Origin of the sequence: Micromonospora sp. LH3U1 (assembly GCF_028475105.1) — a bacterium.
Taxonomy (GTDB): Bacteria; Actinomycetota; Actinomycetes; order Mycobacteriales; family Micromonosporaceae; genus Micromonospora.
The window spans coordinates 2,670,032-2,688,298 of sequence record NZ_CP116936.1; the positions used below are offsets into that span (position 1 = coordinate 2,670,032).

Sequence of the window (18,267 nt, forward strand, 5' to 3'; positions counted from 1 at the left end):
CCCACCTGTAGAAGGAGCCGTCCCGCGTGACCGTCCAGCCCATCCGTCTTTTTGGGGATCCGGTGCTGCGCACGCCGGCCGATCCGGTGGTCAACTTCGACGCCGAGCTGCGTCGGCTCGTCGCCGACCTCACCGACACGATGCGTGAGCAGAACGGCGCCGGCCTGGCCGCGCCGCAACTCGGTGTGAGCCTGCGGGTGTTCACCTTCGACGTCGACGACGTGCTCGGGCACCTGATCAACCCGGTGCTCGAGTTTCCCGACGAGGAGGAGCAGGACGGCCCGGAGGGCTGCCTGTCGATTCCTGGGCTCTACTTCGACACGAAGCGTCGGCAGAACGTCATCGCCAAGGGCTTCAGCTCCTTCGGTGACCCGATGCAGATCGTCGGCACCGGCCTGATGGCGCGCTGCGTGCAGCACGAGACCGACCACCTCGACGGGGTGCTCTTCCTGGACCGGTTGGATTCGGAGGGGCGCAAGGAAGCCATGAAGGCGATCCGCCAGGCCGAGTGGTACGACGCGGGAGCCCCGCCGACGGTCAAGCTCAGCCCGCACATCAGCGACCCCTTCGGTCTGGGGCGGTGACCCGGATGCGCGTGATCTTCGCCGGTACGCCGGCTGTCGCCGTTCCCGCCCTGGCCGCCGTCGCCGCCTCCCGGCACGAGCTGGCCGCCGTGGTCACCCGGCCCGACGCACCCGCCGGGCGCGGGCGCGGTCTGTCCCGCTCCCCGGTCGGCGAGTGGGCCGACGAGCACGGCGTCGAGGTGCTCACGCCGGCCCGCCCCCGCGACCCCGAGTTCCTCGACCGGCTGCGCGAACTCGCGCCGGACTGCGTGCCGGTGGTGGCCTACGGCGCGCTGGTGCCGCCGGCTGCCCTGGAGATCCCCCGGTACGGCTGGGTCAACCTGCACTTCTCGCTGCTGCCCGCGTGGCGCGGCGCCGCGCCCGTGCAGCACGCCGTGCTGCACGGTGACGAGCTGACCGGGGCCAGCGTCTTCCACCTGGAGGAGGGTCTGGACACCGGCCCGGTCTTCGGCACCCTGACCGATGAGATCCGCGCTGCCGACACCTCCGGTGACCTGCTGGAGCGACTCGCCGATTCCGGTGCCGGGTTGCTGGTGGCGGTGCTCGACGCGATCGCCGACGGCACCGCCAGGGCTGAGCCGCAGCCCGCCGACGGGGTGTCGCTGGCGCCGAAGCTCACGGTGGACGACGCCCGGGTGCGTTGGAATGACCCGGTCTTCGCCGTGGACCGCCGGATCCGCGCCTGCACCCCGGCGCCGGGCAGTTGGACCACGTTCCGGGGCGAGCGGGTGAAGCTCGGCCCGGTGGTGCCGGCGCCCGACGGCCCACAGTTGAAACCGGGGGAGTTGCTGGTGGAGAAGTCGCGGGTGCTGGCCGGCACGGCGACCGTGCCGGTGCGGCTCGGCGAGGTCCGTGCCGCGGGCAAGCGGGCCATGGGCGCGACCGACTGGGCGCGCGGCGTTCGCGTCGGCACCGGCGAGGACTTCGCGTGACGGCCCCGGAGGGTACGCGCCCGACGCGCTCCGGCTCGTGGACCGATCGTGGCGGGGACCGTCGTCCGGTCCGGCCACCGATGGACCGACCGCGCCGCGCGGCGTACGAGGCGGTGGCCGCGGTGCACCGCGACGACGCGTTCGCCAACCTGGTGCTGCCCATCATCCTGCGGGAGGAGGGGCTGTTCGGCCGGGACGCCGCCTTCGCCACCGAGCTGACCTACGGCACCCTGCGTCACCTGGGCACGTTGGACGCGATCCTGACCGACGCGGCCGGCCGGGACGTGGCCCGGATCGACCCGCCGGTACGCGACGCGCTGCGGCTCGGGGCGTACCAACTGCTGCACACCCGGGTGCCGGCGCACGCCGCGGTCTCGTCGACGGTGGACCTGGTCCGCTCGGTCGCGCCGGGCGCCACCGGCTTCGCCAACGCGGTGCTGCGCGAGGTGTCCACCCGTGACTCGGACGCCTGGGTGGCGAAGCTCGCCCCACCGATGGAGACCGACCCGGTCGGGCACCTGTCCCTGGCGTACAGCCATCCGCAGTGGATCGTGCGGGCCTTCTCCGAGGCTCTCGACGGCGATCTGGGTGAGACGGCCCGCCTCCTGATCGAGGACAACGAGCGCCCGCCGGTGCACCTGTGCGCCCGGCCCGGGCTGATCGACCCGGTCGAGCTGGCCGACCAGGTCGGCGGGGCGCCCGGCGCCTTCTCGCCGTACGCCGTCTATCTGCCCGGCGGCGCGCCGGGCGACATCCCGGCGGTGGTCGACGGCCGTGCCCACGTGCAGGACGAGGGCTCCCAGTTGGTGGCCACCGCACTCGCCGACGCGCCGTTGGACGGCCCGGACGGGCGTTGGCTGGACCTGTGCGCCGGCCCGGGTGGCAAGGCCGGGTTGCTGGGCGCGCTGGCCGCGCAACGTGGTGCCCGGGTGACGGCGGTGGAGGTGGCCGAACACCGGGCCCGGTTGGTCTCACAGGCGACCCGGGGCCTGCCGGTGGCCGTGCTGACCATGGACGGCCGTGAGGTCGGCGCCGACCCGAAGCTGCCGGAGCAGCACTTCGACCGGGTGCTGGTGGACGCCCCGTGCACGGGGTTGGGCTCGCTGCGGCGCCGGCCGGAGTCGCGTTGGCGCCGCCAACCGTCCGACCTGCCGCCGCTGACCCGGCTGCAACGGGAGTTGCTCGGCGCGGCGCTGCGGGCGGTCCGCCCGGGTGGTCTGGTCGCCTATGTCACCTGCTCGCCGCACACCGTCGAGACGCACGTGACGGTGACCGAGGCGGCCCGCCGTAGCGGGGTTCCGGTGGACTTCGTGGACGCCCGTCCGCTGCTGCCGGCCGGCATGCCCGGTCTGGGCGACGGGCCGACCGTCCAGCTGTGGCCACACCGGCACGGCACCGACGCGATGTTCCTCGCCGTCCTGCGGCGAGGCTGACGGGACCCGCATCCGGCCGGTCCTGCGACCGGCCGGATGCGGAGGCGATCAGGTGACCGGGAGGCCCTTGGTGCCGGCGTTCTTCATCGAACGGGTCAGGTTCCGGTCGGAGATCCAGAGGAAGCACTGCACGCCACGGTTGCCGTTCTTCCACTCCTCCTCGTACGGCTGGTAATAGATCGTCCCGGCACGGAAGTCGAGCTGGGAGTTGTCCGGCACCTTGGCGTACTTGGCGATCATCGTCTGGCAGGCCCGGTGGGTCCGCGTGATGGTGCGGGAGAACTCGGCGTAACTGACGTCCGGAGCCTGCCAGACCCCGACGAACTCGGCGTGGTGCTTGGCGGTGCAGGCGACCGGCACCATCTCGTCGATGTCGTCCTTGACCAGCTTCGGGTTGAAGCAGCGGTACGCCAGCGGCGACGCACCGGTCAGCGCACCCCGGAGGCTGCCGGTGCGCAGATCGACGGCGGTGTCGTCGATGCTGGCGATCTCGGTGACGTCGCAGCGGTACCAGCGGGCCCCGCCCGCCCAGGCCTGAGGCGACGGCAGCACGACGGTCAGGCCGAGTCGCCCGGAACGCCAGTCGGCGCCCACCGCCTTGTTGACCTCCGTGTCGCACGCGGCCTGAGCGGCCCGCATGCCTACCGAGCCGGGCTGCGGGGCTGTGCCGCCCTCGGCGCCCGGGCCGGTGAGTGTGCCGACGTGCACGGTCTCGACCCGGTGCGACTCGGTGCACGCCGTCGGGTTGTAGCCGGTCAGGAAGCCGACCTGCTGGGAGGTCTGGTGGCAGACGTCGGCGGCGGGAACGAACTGCTGCGCCGTGACGGGCGCCGGCCAGTCGTCGATGAGGTCACGGTCGACTCCGGCGGGTGTGCCGCACCCGGCCAGCGCCAGGGCCAGGGCCAGGGCCGCGCCCCCGGCGAACGCCGCCAACCACCGTCGCATCCCCGACCTCCCGCCGCTGGTGGCCTCCAGCCGGACCTCGCCGGTCGGTAGCGCCACGGCGCAGCAGCATACGGCACCGATGTTCAGATCGCGGGTAGTCCCTCCGGGCCGGCGCCGCGCATCGAGCGGGTCAGTTTGCGGTCGTCGCTCCACAGGAAACAGCGCACTCCACGGTCACCCTCCTCCCACTCCCGTTGCGACGGTGGGTAGTAGATGGACCCGGCCCGGTACGGCAGGTCGCTGTTGTTCGGCACGGCCGCGTACTCGGCGATCAACGCCATGCAGCGTTTGTGCGCCTGCTCCGCGGAGTTGCTGAACGCCGCCCAGCTCATGTCGCTTTCCGTGTAGACGCCCACGAACTCGGCGCGGTGCGGCTCGGTGCAGAGCACCGGCGCCATGTAGTTGAGGTTGTCGCCGATGAGCTTGGGGTCGAAGCAGCGGTGGGCCAGTGGGCTGTCGCCGATCAACGCGCCGCGCAGGCTGCCGGTGCGGTTCACCGGGCGCGTGTTGTCGATGCTGCCGGTCTCGCTGAGGTCGCAGCGGAACCAGCGCGCGCCGCCGGCCCAGGCGGGTGCGGAGGGCAGCGCGAGGGACAGGGTGAGTCGGGCTGTGTGCCAGTCACCGCCCAGCACCTCCCGGGCTCGCTGGTCGCACTCGGCGCGGGCGGTGCGCAGCGCCGACCCGCCGGGCCCTGGCCGGGTCTCGGTCAGCACGTCAGGCCCGACGAAGGTGCCGACGTGGATGGTCTCGGCCAGGTGGTTGCGTGCGCAGTCCACCGTCTCGTATGTGCCGGCCTGCACGACCGCGGTGATGCGGGGCAGGCAGCTGTCGGTGGCCGGGGCGAACGGCGTCGGGACCCGCAGCGCCGGCCAGTCGTCGGTGAGATCACCGTCCGCGCCGCGCGCCGGCGTGCAGCCGGCCAGCAACACCGTTGTGACGCCGGCCAACACCAGCGCTGGAAGCCACCGTCGCATTGTCCGCCCTTCCGGGAGCTGGCGGCCGGTCACCGCGTCCCGCGGCGAGAACCCGGCGGGCGTGCAGCCTATGGCACCGTCCCGCTTGGAGTGTCGTCGCGTTTCGGTCGATCGGCCAGCCACTGATGTCTGTTCGTCCGGATTAAGGGGTCCGGAGCGTCCAATTCTGCACCATTGGTCACTGCTGGATCACAACGCGTCCCCGTGGGTGCCGCGATGCTGGTGGCGGGTGGCCACGTTCGTACACTGGCCCCGTGACCGTACCGCCGCCGATCGTCGCGCCGAGCATCCTGGCCGCCGATTTCTCCCGCCTCGCCGAAGAGGTCCGTGCCGTCGAGGACGCCGCGGACTGGTTGCACGTCGATGTGATGGACAACCATTTCGTGCCGAACCTGACCATTGGGCTGCCCGTGGTGCAGAGCCTGCGGGCTGTCACCGCGATGCCGTTCGACGTGCACCTGATGATCGAGGATCCGCGCCGGTGGGCCCCCGGTTACGCCGACGCGGGGGCGTACAACGTCACCTTCCACGCGGAGGCGTCCGACGACCCGGTGGCGTTGGCCAAGGACCTGCGCTCGGCCGGCGCGAAGGCTGGCCTGGCCATCGACCGGGACACCCCGATCGAGCCGTACCTGGACCTGCTGCCCAGCTTCGACACCCTGCTGATCATGACGATCAAGGCCGGGTTCGGTGGGCAGCGGTTCGTCCCGCAGTTGCTGGACAAGGTGCGCACCGCCCGCCGGCACGTCTCGGCCGGGCACCTGGAGCTGCGCATCGAGGTGGACGGCGGGATCGCCGCCGACACCATCGAGCAGGCGGCCGCCGCGGGCGCCGACGCGTTCGTGGCCGGCACCGCCGTGTACGGCGCTGCCGACCCGGCGGAGGCGGTACGGCACCTGCGGGCACTGGCGGAACGCGCGGCGCCCGAGGCCTGAGGTGGACCCCGACGGCGATCGTAAGGACATCATCCTCGTCGTCGACGACGACGAGGACATCGCTCGTTTCGTCGAGTTCAACCTGCGGCTGCACGGCTTCGAGGTGATCCACGCCAGCGACGGCCAGGAGGCACTGGAGGTCATCGAGCGCCAGCGGCCGGACCTCGCGGTGGTCGACCTCATGATGCCCCGGATCGACGGGCTGGAGCTGACCCGGCGGCTGCGCGCCGACCCGATGACCTCCGCCCTGCCGGTGATCATGCTGACCGCCAAGGGGATGACCGTGGACAAGGTCCACGGGCTCAGCGCCGGCGCCGACGACTACCTGGTGAAACCGTTCGACACCGCCGAGCTGGTGGCCCGGGTCTCGTCCACGCTGCGCCGGAACAAGGAGTTCCGGGAGGTCTCCCCGTTGACCGGGCTGCCCGGCAACAGCCGGATCCGTCGGGAGATCAGCGATCGGGTCCGGCACGGCGTGGACTACGCGGTCGGCTACGTCGACATCGACCGGTTCAAGAGCGTCAACGACCGGTACGGCTTCGTCCGCGGCGACGACTTCATCTCCACGCTGGCCCGCAGCCTGCACCGGGCGGTGGTGGCGGTGGGCCTGCCACCGGCCTTCCTCGGCCACGTCGGCGGCGACGACTTCGTCATCGTCTGCGCCCCGGACCAGGTTCGTCCGCTGACCTCCCAGGCGGTGGTCGATTTCGAGAACGCCGCCGACACGCTCTACGACCCGACCGACCGTGAGCGTGGCTTCGTCGAGCTGAAGGACCGGCGCGGCACCATCCGTCGCGCCGCCCTGGTCACGCTCTCCATCGGGGTCTCCCTGTCCGACGCCGGCAAGCGGTTCACCGACCCCCTCGAGGCGATTGCGATGGCCTCGGAGATGAAGACGGTGGCCAAGAGTCAACCGGGCTCGTACGTGGCCGTGGACCGGCGCCGCGGCGTCACCTGAGCGTGATAACGCTGTGAAGTAGCTCGCCTAGGTGGCGGCGCACACGGATCGGCGTGTAAGACTGCCGGTATACCCACCACGCGCTGGCGGGACTCGGTGAAATTCCGAACCGGCGGTGATCCACGGTCCAACCGTGGTCAGCCCGCGACCCGGACGGCTCTGCCGCCCGGTGGACCTGGTGAAAATCCGGGGCCGACGGTTGGGGGCGGTTCGTCCGCGCCCAGACAGTCCGGATGGGAGACAGCGCGCGGGACGGACGGGTCCGAGCCGGCCGCTGGCTTCAGCGTGCCGTGCCGAGCCCCCCGGGGCGGCTGTGCCGTTCCCGGAATCCGCCTCCGCCTGCCCGTGGCCCCATGGCCGCAGCCTCCCTGACCGCCCGCGCGCGGACCGGCGAGTGAGAGGCAGGGGCAGGGCGATGGCCAGCGTCTCCGTCGATGAGGCGATGCGGCGTGCGATCGAGTTGGCGGCGCGCGGGCTCGGCACCACCAGCCCCAACCCGGTGGTCGGTTGCGTGCTGCTCGATGAGGCTGGCCAGGTCGTCGGTGAGGGCTTCCACGCGTACGCCGGCGGCCCGCACGCCGAGATCGTCGCCCTGGCACAGGCCGGGCAACGGGCCAAGGGTGGCACCGCCATCGTCACCCTCGAACCGTGCAACCACACCGGGCGCACCGGCCCCTGCAGTTCCGCGCTCGTCCAGGCCGGGGTGGACCGGGTGGTCATCGCCGTATCCGATCCCAACCCGGTCGCTTCCGGCGGCGCCGCCACCCTGCGCGCCGCCGGGGTCCGGGTCGACCTGGGGGTACGCGGCGAGGAGGCCGAGGCCGGCAACGTCGCCTGGCTGACCTCGATGCGCCGGGGCTGGCCGTACGTGATCTGGAAGTACGCCGCCACGCTCGACGGGCGCTCCGCCGCGGCGGACGGCACCAGCATGTGGATCACCTCGGAGGCGGCCCGGATCGACGTGCACGCGTTGCGCGGCACGGTCGACGCGGTGCTCGCCGGGGTGGGCACCGTGCTCGCCGACGACCCCCGGCTGACCGCCCGCAACCTGCGCGACGGCAGCCTGGCCATCCGGCAGCCGCTGCGGGTGGTGGTGGACAGCTCGGGGCGTACCCCGGCTGACGCCCAGGTCCGCGACGGCGCCGCACAGACGTGGATCGCGACCGCCGACGAGGTCGGCGCCGGCCCGGACGGCCGGGTCGACCTGCCGGCGCTGCTCGCGGCGCTGCACCAGCGCGGGGTCCGCGCGGTGCTGCTGGAGGGCGGCCCCCGGCTGGCCGGCGCGTTCCTGGAAGCCGGCCTGGTCGACAAGATCGTCGGGTACGTCGCGCCCCGGTTGCTCGGCGCCGGCCCGACCGCCCTGGTCGACGCGGGAGTGACCACCATCGCTGAGGCCATCGATCTGGAGTTCGTCGACGTTACGCAGATCGGTCCGGATCTCCGGATCACCGCTTTGCCCCGCAAAAGGGAGGGCTGACATGTTCACCGGCATTATCGAGGAGTTGGGCGAGATCGTCCGGGTTGCGCCGACGGCGGGCGATTCCGCGCTGCTCGGCGTACGCGGTCCGCTGGTCACGTCCGACGCCCGGCACGGCGACTCCATCGCGGTCAACGGCGTCTGCCTGACCGTCGTGGAGGTGGCCGACGGGGTCTTCACCGCCGACGTGATGGGGGAGACGCTGCGACGCTCCGCGCTGGGCGCGCTGCGCCCCGGTGACCCGGTCAACCTGGAGCGGGCCGCCGCGCTCGGCAGCCGCCTCGGCGGGCACCTGGTGCAGGGCCACGTGGACGGGGTCGGCGAGCTGATCTCCCGGGAGCCGGCCGAGCAGTGGGAGACCGTCCGGTTCCGGTTGCCCGCCGCCCTGTCCCGCTACGTGGTGGAGAAGGGCTCGATCACCATCGACGGTGTGTCGCTGACCGTGGCCGAGGTGGGCGCGGACGAGTTCGCCGTCGGGCTGATCCCGACCACGCTCAAGCTGACCACGCTCGGCGCGAAGGGTGTCGGCGACCCGGTCAACCTGGAAGTCGACGTCCTGGCGAAGTACGTCGAGCGGCTGCTCGGCGCCCGGCTCACCGACACCGACGGTCACGGGGTGGCCGCAAGCACGGGCGGGGTGGCCTGATGGGCCCGCTCAGCTGGCTGCTGGACGCCCAGGTGCACGTGGCCGGCTCGCCGGTCCTGGCCCGGGAGATCGTCGGTAACGTGTTCGGGCTGGTCTCCGCGCTGCTCGGATTGCGCCGGCTGGTCTGGGCCTGGCCGGTCGGCATGATCGGTAACGCGCTGCTCCTCACCGTCTTCCTCGGCGGGGTGTTCGCCACCCCGCAGGAGCACGACCTGTACGGGCAGGCCGGCCGACAGGTGTTCTTCTTCGCGGTCAGCGTCTACGGCTGGTGGCGCTGGCAGCGCAACCGTCGCGCCGACGCTGGGCAGGCGGCGGTCGTCCCGCGTTGGGCCACCGGTCGGGAGCGACTGGTGATCCTGCTGGCCGCCGTGGTCGGCACCGCCGCGGCGTACCCGGTGCTCGCGGCACTGGGCTCGTGGGGTCCGCTCCCCGACGCCTGGATCCTCACCGGCAGCCTGCTGGCCACGTACGGCATGGCTCGCGGTTGGGTGGACTTCTGGCTGCTCTGGATCGCGGTCGACGCGGTCGGCGTACCGCTGCTGCTGCGCGGCGGGTTCTACCCGTCGGCGGTCATGTACCTGATCTACGGCGCCCTCTGCGCCTGGGGCTTCGCCGCCTGGTGGCGCACGTCGCGCGCCACCCGGCCGGCCCCCCTCACGCCCATCTACACGGAGGCCGTCGCGTGACCAGCTTTGGGAGTATTGAGCAGGCGGTCGCGGAGATCGCGGCCGGTCGGCCGGTCGTCGTGGTCGACGACGCGAACCGGGAGAACGAGGGCGACCTGATCTTCGCGGCCGAGCTGGCCACCCCGGAACTGCTGGCGTTCATGGTCCGCTACACGTCCGGATACGTCTGCGTGCCGTTGACCGAGAGCGAGGCCGACCGGCTCGACCTGCCGCCGATGCACCACACCAACCAGGACCGGCGCGGCACCGCGTACACGGTGACCGTGGACGCCCGGGAGGGGATCAGCACCGGCATCTCCGCGGCCGACCGCGCCCACACCATCCGGTTGCTCGCGGGCGCCGACACCGACCCGACCGACCTGGCGCGGCCCGGGCACGTGGTGCCGCTGCGTGCTCGGGAGGGCGGGGTGCTGCGCCGACCGGGGCACACCGAGGCGTCGGTGGACCTGACCCGGCTGGCCGGGTTGCGCCCGGCGGGCGTGCTCTGCGAGCTGATCAACGACGACGGCACCATGATGCGGTTGCCGGACCTGGAGAAGTTCTGCGCCGAGCACGGTCTCACGCTGATCACCATCGCCGACCTGATCGCCTACCGGCGGCGGACCGAGAAGCAGGTCGAGCTGGTCGCCGACGCCCGGATGCCGACGCGGCACGGGGTGTTCCGGGCGCTGGGCTACCGCGCCGAGCACGACCCCGCCGAACACATCGCGATGGTGCTGGGCGACCTCGGCGACGGCCAGGACGTGCTGGTCCGGGTGCACTCCGAGTGCCTCACCGGGGACGTTTTCGGCTCCCTGCGCTGCGACTGTGGACCGCAGCTGGACGCCGCGCTGGCCCGGGTCGCGAAGGAGGGCCGGGGCGTCGTGCTCTACGTACGCGGACACGAGGGCCGCGGCATCGGGCTGCTGCACAAGCTTCAGGCGTACCAGTTGCAGGACCTGGGCCGCGACACCGTCGACGCCAACCTCGACCTGGGCCTGCCGGCCGACGCCCGCGACTACGGCACCGGCGCGCAGATCCTCTACGACCTGGGCGTGCGCTCGATGCGGCTGCTGACCAACAACCCGGCCAAGCGGGCCGGGCTGGAGGGGTACGGGTTGACCATCACGGGCCGGGAGGGGTTGCCGGCCGGCGCGCACCCGGAGAACCTGCGCTACCTCCGCACCAAGCGGGACCGGATGGGTCACCTGCTGGACGAGTTGGACGAGGTGTCCGAGGCGCCGCTGGGGCGTCCGGTCGCCAACGACGAGATCGGAGCATGACGATGGCGGGTTTCGGTGAGCCGGGAGTGGACGCGGTGGACGCCGCGGGGCTGACCGTCGGGGTTGTCGCCGCCCGGTGGCACGGTGAGTTGACCGACCACATGCTGGAGCGTGCGGTGGCGGCCGTCGAGGCGTGCGGGGCTCGCTCCGTGGTCGCCCGGGTCGCCGGCTCGGTCGAGTTGCCGGTGGTCGCCCAGGCCCTCGCGCGTCGCTGCGACGTGGTGGTCGCCCTCGGCGTGGTCGTCCGCGGTTCCACCGCCCACTTCGACTACGTCTGCCGCTCGGTCACCGACGGGTTGACCCGGGTGGCGCTGGACGAGGGCAAGCCGGTGGCGCACGGAGTGCTCACCGTGGAGACCATCGAGCAGGCCCGGGACCGCGCCGGTCTGCCCGGCTCGGCGGAGGACAAGGGCTGGTCCGCCACCGTCGCCGCGCTCGACGCCGCGCTGGCCATCCGACGTGTGGCCGCCGCAAACGTGCAGCGGGTCGGCTTCGGCGGCTGAGGTTTCCTCACAGCCGACCCGCCTCGATGATCCGGTGCAGGAACTGCCGGGTACGAGGCTGGGTCGGTTCGCCGAGCACCTGCTCCGGCGGGCCGCTCTCGATGACCCGACCCGCGTCGAGGAAGCAGACCTCGTCGGCGACCTCCCGGGCGAAGCCCATCTCGTGGGTGGCCAGCACCATGGTCATGCCATCGGCCTTCAGGTCCCGGATCATCGCCAGCACCTCACCGACGAGTTCCGGGTCCAGCGCGGAGGTGACCTCGTCGAGCAGCATCAGTCGAGGTGAGTTCGCCAGCGCCCGGACGATCGCCACCCGCTGTTGCTGCCCGCCGGAGAGCCTGTCCGGGTAGGCGTCCGCCTTGGCGCCGAGCCCCACCCGGTCGAGCAGCTCCCGGGCCTGGGCCTCGGCCTCCGCCCGGGCCCGCCGGTGTACGCGGCGGGGCGCGAGGGTGATGTTCTCCAACACGCTCAGGTGCGGGAAGAGGTTGTACGCCTGGAACACCATGCCGATCCGCCGACGGACCCGGTCCGGGTCCACACGGGGATCGGAGATGTCCTCCCCGTCCAACTCGATGGTGCCGTCGTCGAGTTCCTCCAGCAGGTTCACACACCGCAGCAGGGTGGACTTGCCGGACCCGGACGCACCGATCAGCGCCACCACCCGGTGTTCGGCGACGGTCAGATCGAGGTGGTCGAGCACGACGTGGCCGGCGAACTCCTTGCGCAGGCCACGGCAGCGCAGCAGAGCCATGGTCAGCCTCCCGACTGTCGACGGGCCGCGCGCAGCGTCACCCAGTCGGTGACCGCGATCAGCGGGATCGCGAGCAGCACGAAGAGCACCCCCGCCACGATGTACGGCGTGTAGTTGAACGACTGGGCGGTGGCGATCTGGGCGGCGCGGACCGCGTCGATCGGCCCGGCGAGCGAGACCAGCCCCACGTCCTTCTGCAAGGCCACCACATCGTTGAGCAGGGGCGGCGCCACCCGGCGGACGGCCTGGGGCAGAACCACGTGCCGCATCGTCTGCCGGTAGGTCAGGCCCAGCGAACGGGCCGCGGCGAGCTGGCTGGGATGCACCGACTCGATACCGGCCCGGAACACCTCGGCGAGGTAACCGCCGTAGGTGAGGACCAACGCGAGCCCACCGAGCACCAGCACCGGCGGCATGCCCTGCAGACGCAGCCCAGGCACCCCGAGGGTGAGCAGGTAGAGCACGATGATCAGCGGCAGGCCGCGGAAGGTGTAGGTGTAGCCGGCGGCCAGTGCCCGGACCGGGAAGAAGATCGGGCCGCGCAGCGTCCGCAGCACCGCGACCACCAGCCCGAGCACCAGCGCGCCGACCGCACAGCAGACCAGCAGCCGTACGTTGAGCCAGAGCCCGCTCAGCACCGCCGGCAGCGCGTCCCGGGCGATCGCCGGGTCCAGGAACGACTGCCGGACCCGGTCCCAGCCGGGCGCACCGGTCACCGCGACGACCAGCAGCGTGCCGAGCGCCGCCGTGGAGACGGCCGCGACCAGCACGCTGTAGACGGTCTGCCGACGCCGGTACGCGGACCGCCGCAGCTGCGCCTCGGAGGGGACGTGATCCAGAAGGGTCACCGCAGCTCGGCCGCCCCCGCCACCTGCGCGAGCCACTTCTCCTCCAACTGCTTCAGCGTGCCCGCCTCGGTGAGCTGACCGACCGCACCGGTCACGCAGGAGGTCAGCGGTGAGTTCTTGTCCAGCAGCAACCCGAACGCCTCGGGCGTGCCGACCTGCGGCACCTGCCCGACGATCACCGCGTCGGTGATCTCCGCTCCGGTGATGTAGAACGCGGTCGGCAGGTCCACCACGAGACCGTCCAACTGCCCGTTCTGCAGCGCCTTCTTGGCGTCGTCATTGCTGTTGTAGACCTGGGGCTTGGCGGTCGGCTTGATCACGTCGGTGATCGCCTGGTAGCTGGTGGTGCCGACCTGGGCGCCGAGCCGGGCATCGCGGAGATCGGCAAGCGACGTCCTGCCGGCGATCTTCGAGGACTTCAACGCGATGACGGTCTGCCGAACCAGGTAGTACGGCGCGGAGAAGTCGACCGCCTGCTTGCGCTCCTCAGTGATGGAGAACTGGTTGATGTCGAAGTCGAAGGTCTTCGGTCCCGGCGCGATCGCGGTGTCGAACTTGACCCGAGCCCAGGTGACGTCGGCGCGGGCATAGCCGAGCTTCTCGGCCACCGCGTACGCGACGGCGGACTCGAAGCCCGCACCGTTGTCCGGCTTGTCGTCGGAGAACCACGGCTCGTACGCGGGCTGGTCGGTGGCGATGGTGAGCTTGCCCGGCGTACGGGTGGGCAGGCTGTCCTTGGCGCAGGACGGCGATGCGGTGATGGTGGGGGTCGGTCCCTTTTCCTCCGGCGCGCATCCGGCGGTGGCTACGACGACGGCACCGGCGAGGGTGAGCGCGAGGAGACGCGAGCTGCTGGCCATGGCGGACAGCGTAGAGCTCCATGGGCATCGATCGAAGATTGTCCCACCATGTCGATAGGGAATTGCCGCGTCGATGCCCGCTGGGTGGGTACCGGCGGACCCGGACGCGGGGCGTCGATCGGGCGGCTGGAAGAATCGTCTTCCGTGAAGACGTTCGAGGAGTTGTTCGCCGAGCTGCAGGCCAAGGCCGCCGCCGGCACCCCGGGCTCGGGCACCGTCGCCGCCCTGGACAAGGGGGTGCACTTCATCGGCAAGAAGGTCGTCGAGGAGGCGGCCGAGTCGTGGATGGCCGCCGAGCACGAGGGGCCGGAGCGCACCGCCGAGGAGATCTCCCAGCTGCTCTACCAGGTCCAGGTGCTGATGCTCGCCAGCGGTCTCGAGCTCAAGGACGTCTACCGACATCTGTGAGTGCCCCCACCCGTTGATCGCCATCCGGATCGAAGGAGCACTCCGTCATGCTGCGTGTCGCCATTCCCAACAAGGGCACCCTGGCCGAGCCGGCCGCCCAGATGCTGCGCGAGGCGGGCTACCGCCAGCGCACCGACCCCAAGGACCTCGTCTGCCGCGACGAGGCCAACGACGTCGAATTCTTCTACCTGCGCCCCAAGGACATCGCTACCTACGTCGGCTCCGGTGACCTCGACCTCGGGATCACCGGCCGGGACCTGCTGATCGACTCGGCTGCGCCGGCCGAGGAGGTCGTCGACCTCGCCTTCGGTCAGGCCACCTTCCGCTTCGCCGCCCGCCCCGACGACATCGCCTCCGTCCAGGACCTGGGCGGGCACCGGATCGCCACCGCGTACCCGGGGCTGGTCGAGCGGCACCTCGGTGAGGTGGGCGTCAAGGCCGACGTCATCCGCCTCGACGGTGCGGTGGAGAACGCCGTACGCCTCGGCGTCGCCGACGTGATCGCGGACGTGGTGGAGACCGGCGCCACCCTGCGCCAGGCGGGCCTGGTGGTCTTCGGTGAGCCGCTGCTGCGCTCGTCGGCGGTGCTGGTCCGGCGCGCCGGCGCACCCGCGTACCCGCAGGCCGAGCAGTTGCTGCGCCGCCTGCACGGTGTGCTGGTGGCCCGCCGCTACGTGATGCTCGCCTACGACGTGCCGGCCGGTCTGCTGGACCGGGCCAGCGGTCTCACCCCGGGCATCGAATCGCCCACCGTCTCGCCGCTGCACCGCGAGGGCTGGGTGGCGGTGCAGGCGATGGTGCTCCGCGACGACGTCCACCGCATCATGGACGAGCTGTACGAGTTGGGCGCCCGCGCCATCCTCGTCACCAACATCCACGCCTGCCGGCTCTAACCGCACGTCCGACCCGCAGCGGGTTCGGGCTCGCGCTCGGGCTCGCTGTGGCCCGGCACCCGGCGCCGTCGGTGGGTCCGGTCCGTCTGGGGTGGGTGCGGCCGCTTGATCAACTCGGGATTCACGATGTCGGGGTGTCCGCCCGGAAGGGACACCCCGACTTCCGTGATCTGGAGGGGATCTAGCGCCTGCTGAGCCTGGCCGCGTAGGCGGCGCGCCCGCCGATCACCCTTCGATATCGAAGATCGCGCTCGACCATGGAAGTAGTGGCCTCAGGCGCGGCCGAGGCCACTACTTCCCGGATTCAGCACGATCTTGCGGGGCGGCGTCGGCGTCGGCGCGGTGTGGCCCGGCTGGCCAGAGGCGCAACGCGATGCAGTGCCGCTCGGCGGTGCGGTGCCGTGCGGTGGTGCGGTGCGGTGCGGTGCGGCGGGCTGCGGGTCGGGGCGGGTCGGCTTGGTGCGGGCGTGTCGGCTCGGTGGGGCGCGGTGTGCCTTGGCCGGCCGGGTCGGCTTGGCGGAGTGCGGGGCGGGTCGGCTTGGTGGGGTGCGGGGCGGGTCGGCTTGGTGGGGTGCGGCTGCGGTTCGGTTCGGTTCGAGGGCTCGGTGGTTCGGTGGTTCGGCGGGTCAGGGACTGCCGGGTGGGCGGTGGCTCGGCGGGTGGTGCGTTCGACGGGCGGGTGCGGGTGGCAGACTGGTGGGGTGAGTGAAACCGAGCTGATCCGCCTGAAGCCCCGCCGCATCCGGCTGGTCTGCTGGTCGGCGGCGATCGCGCTGGTGGTGGTGTTCGGTCTGGTTGCCACCTCGTTGAGTGGGCCGACCGGCGACGGCTACGGCAGCTTCCAGCGCGGTGACCAGATCGCCATGATCGGCCTGGGCGTCTTTGGTGCACTGGGCTTCCTGATCTTCACCCGCCCGCGGGTCGAGGCTGACGCGCGTGGCATTCGAGTGCGCAACGTGATCAGCTCGTACGAGCTGCCCTGGGAGGTCGTCCGGGGCATCCGCTTCGACCGGGGCGCGCCGTGGGCCAGCCTGGAGCTGCACGACGACGACCTGCTGCCGATGATCGCCCTGCAGGCAGCGGACAAGGAACTGGCCGTCGAAGGGGTCCGCGCGCTGCGGCGACTGCACCAGGCACACCAGGCCCGCCTCGCCGAACGCGCCGTCGGCCGCTAACCCGCGCCCCGCGCACCCCGCTCCGCACCCGCACCCGCACCCCGCTCCGCACCCGCACCCGCACCCGCTCCGCACCCGCTCCGCACCCGCGCCTGCGCACCCCGTGCACCCCGCCCCGCACCCCGTGCACCCCGCCCCGCGCCCGCACCCGCTTGCCACCGCCGCGCGTCGTCCCCAAGATCCGGGCAACTTCCCCGAAACTGCTGCCTCAGCGCGCCCGGAGGCAGCAGTTTCGGGGAAAGTGTGCGGATCTTGGCGCGGCGACGGCGCGTTTCGGGGAAGGCGCCCGGATCGTGGCCCGGTGACGGCGCGACCCGGGGGAAAGTGCTCAGCGGGGTGACGACGGGACAGTGACCCGGGAGCGACCAGTGACTCAACCCCTGGTGGTGCCCGGTTTGAGGGCGGCCGGGGCGCCGGTGTACTGTTATCCAGTCGACCAGGCTGTCTCCGCGTGCGAGCAGGCAGCCTTGTAAAGCGGAGCGCCTGCTCCCACCCGAGTCGCCGCTACGGCGTCCGGGTCCGGTCACTGGTTCCGGGCATGTCCCGGTGCTGGATGCGCGATCCTGTGATCGTGCTGACCGGTCGAGCGGGCCCTGGCATGCGCCGGGGCCTTCTGCTTTTCGGGTCGGTTCCCACCTGGGGGCCGCAGGGGTCGGCAAGAGAGCAGAAACGACTCGAGGAGGCCCCATCAGCGTCGAACCACGCGTGAACGAGCAGATCCGGGCACGTGAGGTCCGACTGGTCGGCCCAGAGGGTGAGCAGGTGGGCATCGTCCCGCTGGAGCGCGCTCTTCAGCTGGCCGCGGACGTCGATCTGGACCTGGTCGAGGTTGCGCCGATGGCGCGCCCGCCGGTGTGCAAGCTCATGGACTTCGGCAAGTTCAAGTATGAGAGCGCACTGAAGGCGCGCGAAGCGCGGCGTAACCAGCAGCAGACCGTCATCAAGGAAATGAAGCTTCGGCCGAAGATCGACCCGCACGACTACGAGACCAAAAAGGGTCACGTGGTGCGGTTCCTCAAGGCGGGCGACAAGGTCAAGGTGACGATCATGTTCCGCGGTCGCGAGCAGAGCCGCCCGGAGCTGGGTTACCGGCTCCTGCGCCGGCTCGAATCCGAGATCACGGAACTGGGATACGTCGAGGCCGCTCCGAAGCAGGACGGCCGAAACATGATCATGGTTCTCGCTCCGCATCGGGCCGTCAAGGCCTCCGCGGTCGCCGCTACGGCGTCCCGCGTTGGACCTCGGGACCGGGCAGCGGACGAGTCCGACGCTCCGGCAGCCGATGAGACCGTGGCGGTCGGCGAGACCGCAACAGCCGGTGACACCGGCCTTGCCGCCGATACCAGCGGCGAGTAACAGGGGAGAGACGTTCCACATGCCGAAGATGAAGAGCCACACGGGTATGGGTAAGCGGGTCAAGGTGACCGGCAAGGGCAAGATCGTTGCCCAGCAGGCCGGCCTCCGCCACAACCTGGAGAAGAAGCCCTCCACCCAGACCCGCCGGCTGACCGGCACGGTCGTGCTGGCCAAGGCCGACGTCAAGCGCATCAAGAAGCTGCTCGGCCGCTGACGCGCGCCACCTTTACGTAATTAGGAGTTGAGATGGCACGCGTCAAGCGGGCTGTAAACGCCCACAAGAAGCGTCGTACCCTGCTGGAGTCCGCGAGTGGTTACCGCGGTCAGCGCTCCCGCCTGTACCGCAAGGCCAAGGAGCAGGTGCTGCACTCGATGCAGTACGCCTACCGGGACCGTCGCGACCGCAAGGGCGACTTCCGGCAGCTGTGGATTCAGCGGATCAATGCGGGCGCCCGGGCGAACGGGATGACCTACAACCGCCTGATCCAGGGCATGCGTCTGGCCGGCATCGAGGTCGACCGCAAGATCCTGGCCGACATGGCTGTCAACGACGCCGCTTCTTTCGCGGCGATCGTCGAGCTGGCCCGGGCCGCGGTCACGGCCGAGGGCACCGGTGGCGCGGCGGCTCAGGCCGCCTGATC

The 18,267-nt window shown here is 71.6% G+C and carries 21 protein-coding genes and 1 riboswitch; of the genes, 16 read left to right on the forward strand and 5 right to left on the reverse strand.

The genetic code is table 11. From position 1 onward, the window contains the following. The first annotated feature begins 26 nt into the window (after positions 1 to 26). From def to PCA76_RS12155, 3 genes are read left to right on the forward strand one after another with little or no spacing between them, the layout of a single operon-like run. Entirely contained in the window at positions 27 to 584 is a 558-nt protein-coding gene (gene def / locus PCA76_RS12145; RefSeq protein ID WP_272617640.1) for a peptide deformylase, read from the forward strand. 5 nt (positions 585 to 589) lie between these two features. Further along, a complete protein-coding gene (gene fmt / locus PCA76_RS12150; protein WP_272617642.1) occupies positions 590 to 1,516 on the forward strand; it encodes a methionyl-tRNA formyltransferase in 927 nt (308 codons plus the stop codon). Beyond that, on the forward strand, positions 1,471 to 2,949 hold the full coding sequence (locus PCA76_RS12155; RefSeq protein ID WP_442930257.1) for an RsmB/NOP family class I SAM-dependent RNA methyltransferase: 1,479 nt from the start codon (positions 1,471 to 1,473) through the stop codon (positions 2,947 to 2,949). Before fmt ends, PCA76_RS12155 begins: the two co-directional genes overlap by 46 nt. A 48-nt stretch (positions 2,950 to 2,997) precedes the next feature. Here PCA76_RS12155 and PCA76_RS12160 read toward each other — a convergent pair whose 3' ends face one another. Together PCA76_RS12160 and PCA76_RS12165 are read right to left on the reverse strand one after the other, a co-directional pair. Then, positions 2,998 to 3,894, reverse strand: coding sequence for a septum formation family protein (locus tag PCA76_RS12160; RefSeq protein ID WP_272619335.1), 897 nt, complete (start codon positions 3,892 to 3,894; stop codon positions 2,998 to 3,000). Positions 3,895 to 3,977: 83 nt separating this feature from the next. Further along, positions 3,978 to 4,868 carry a septum formation family protein gene (locus PCA76_RS12165; RefSeq protein WP_272617645.1) on the reverse strand — a complete coding sequence of 297 codons (891 nt, stop codon included), beginning with the start codon at positions 4,866 to 4,868 and terminating at the stop codon, positions 3,978 to 3,980. 254 nt (positions 4,869 to 5,122) lie between these two features. Here PCA76_RS12165 and rpe point away from each other — a divergent pair, with 254 nt between their 5' ends. The 7 genes from rpe (at position 5,123) to ribH (ending at position 11,335) form a co-directional block, all read left to right on the forward strand. Continuing rightward, a complete protein-coding gene (gene rpe, locus PCA76_RS12170) occupies positions 5,123 to 5,803 on the forward strand; it encodes a ribulose-phosphate 3-epimerase (RefSeq protein WP_272617648.1) in 681 nt (226 codons plus the stop codon). Between the two features lies 1 nt (position 5,804). Next, positions 5,805 to 6,761, forward strand: a complete 957-nt coding sequence (locus PCA76_RS12175) for a GGDEF domain-containing response regulator (RefSeq protein ID WP_272617650.1) — start codon at positions 5,805 to 5,807, stop codon at positions 6,759 to 6,761. A 78-nt stretch (positions 6,762 to 6,839) separates the two neighbouring features. Next, a riboswitch (FMN riboswitch) is annotated at positions 6,840 to 7,010 on the forward strand. A 166-nt stretch (positions 7,011 to 7,176) separates the two neighbouring features. Beyond that, the gene (gene ribD, locus PCA76_RS12180; protein WP_272617652.1) at positions 7,177 to 8,238 is read left to right on the forward strand and encodes a bifunctional diaminohydroxyphosphoribosylaminopyrimidine deaminase/5-amino-6-(5-phosphoribosylamino)uracil reductase RibD; all 1,062 of its coding nucleotides are present in this window, start codon (positions 7,177 to 7,179) and stop codon (positions 8,236 to 8,238) included. Between the two features lies 1 nt (position 8,239). Continuing rightward, complete coding sequence (locus PCA76_RS12185) at positions 8,240 to 8,884, forward strand: riboflavin synthase (protein WP_272617654.1); 645 nt, start codon at positions 8,240 to 8,242, stop codon at positions 8,882 to 8,884. After that, positions 8,884 to 9,570 (forward strand): nicotinamide riboside transporter PnuC, encoded by a 687-nt coding sequence (pnuC, locus tag PCA76_RS12190; protein ID WP_272617656.1) that lies wholly within the window; start codon positions 8,884 to 8,886, stop codon positions 9,568 to 9,570. The genes PCA76_RS12185 and pnuC overlap by 1 nt, the downstream gene beginning before the upstream one ends. After that, positions 9,567 to 10,832, forward strand: coding sequence for a bifunctional 3,4-dihydroxy-2-butanone-4-phosphate synthase/GTP cyclohydrolase II (locus PCA76_RS12195; RefSeq protein ID WP_272617658.1), 1,266 nt, complete (start codon positions 9,567 to 9,569; stop codon positions 10,830 to 10,832). The genes pnuC and PCA76_RS12195 overlap by 4 nt, the downstream gene beginning before the upstream one ends. Positions 10,833 to 10,834: 2 nt before the next feature. Further along, entirely contained in the window at positions 10,835 to 11,335 is a 501-nt protein-coding gene (gene ribH, locus PCA76_RS12200; protein ID WP_272619337.1) for a 6,7-dimethyl-8-ribityllumazine synthase, read from the forward strand. A gap of 7 nt (positions 11,336 to 11,342) precedes the next feature. Here ribH and PCA76_RS12205 read toward each other — a convergent pair whose 3' ends face one another. The 3 genes from PCA76_RS12205 to PCA76_RS12215 are packed head-to-tail and all read right to left on the reverse strand — an operon-like array spanning position 11,343 to position 13,794. Further along, complete coding sequence (locus PCA76_RS12205) at positions 11,343 to 12,086, reverse strand: amino acid ABC transporter ATP-binding protein (protein WP_272617660.1); 744 nt, start codon at positions 12,084 to 12,086, stop codon at positions 11,343 to 11,345. 2 nt (positions 12,087 to 12,088) lie between these two features. Continuing rightward, on the reverse strand, positions 12,089 to 12,934 hold the full coding sequence (locus PCA76_RS12210) for an amino acid ABC transporter permease (protein ID WP_272617662.1): 846 nt from the start codon (positions 12,932 to 12,934) through the stop codon (positions 12,089 to 12,091). After that, entirely contained in the window at positions 12,931 to 13,794 is an 864-nt protein-coding gene (locus PCA76_RS12215) for an ABC transporter substrate-binding protein (protein ID WP_272617664.1), read from the reverse strand. Before PCA76_RS12215 ends, PCA76_RS12210 begins: the two co-directional genes overlap by 4 nt. 144 nt (positions 13,795 to 13,938) lie before the next feature. Here PCA76_RS12215 and PCA76_RS12220 point away from each other — a divergent pair, with 144 nt between their 5' ends. The 6 genes from PCA76_RS12220 to rplT all read left to right on the forward strand — a co-directional run bounded on the left by PCA76_RS12220 (position 13,939) and on the right by rplT (position 18,265). Further along, positions 13,939 to 14,202: a phosphoribosyl-ATP diphosphatase gene (locus PCA76_RS12220; protein WP_030335709.1), complete on the forward strand. Its 264-nt coding sequence runs from the start codon at positions 13,939 to 13,941 to the stop codon at positions 14,200 to 14,202. A gap of 47 nt (positions 14,203 to 14,249) precedes the next feature. Next, positions 14,250 to 15,095: an ATP phosphoribosyltransferase gene (gene hisG / locus PCA76_RS12225; protein WP_272617667.1), complete on the forward strand. Its 846-nt coding sequence runs from the start codon at positions 14,250 to 14,252 to the stop codon at positions 15,093 to 15,095. A 701-nt stretch (positions 15,096 to 15,796) separates the two neighbouring features. Then, entirely contained in the window at positions 15,797 to 16,270 is a 474-nt protein-coding gene (locus PCA76_RS12230; protein ID WP_272617669.1) for a PH domain-containing protein, read from the forward strand. A 705-nt stretch (positions 16,271 to 16,975) separates the two neighbouring features. Next, positions 16,976 to 17,626 carry a translation initiation factor IF-3 gene (gene infC, locus PCA76_RS12235; RefSeq protein WP_272619339.1) on the forward strand — a complete coding sequence of 217 codons (651 nt, stop codon included), beginning with the start codon at positions 16,976 to 16,978 and terminating at the stop codon, positions 17,624 to 17,626. 19 nt (positions 17,627 to 17,645) lie between these two features. Continuing rightward, the gene (rpmI, locus tag PCA76_RS12240) at positions 17,646 to 17,840 is read left to right on the forward strand and encodes a 50S ribosomal protein L35 (RefSeq protein ID WP_007458415.1); all 195 of its coding nucleotides are present in this window, start codon (positions 17,646 to 17,648) and stop codon (positions 17,838 to 17,840) included. Between the two features lie 32 nt (positions 17,841 to 17,872). Next, positions 17,873 to 18,265 carry a 50S ribosomal protein L20 gene (gene rplT / locus PCA76_RS12245; protein ID WP_272617677.1) on the forward strand — a complete coding sequence of 131 codons (393 nt, stop codon included), beginning with the start codon at positions 17,873 to 17,875 and terminating at the stop codon, positions 18,263 to 18,265. Positions 18,266 to 18,267 lie beyond the last annotated feature (2 nt).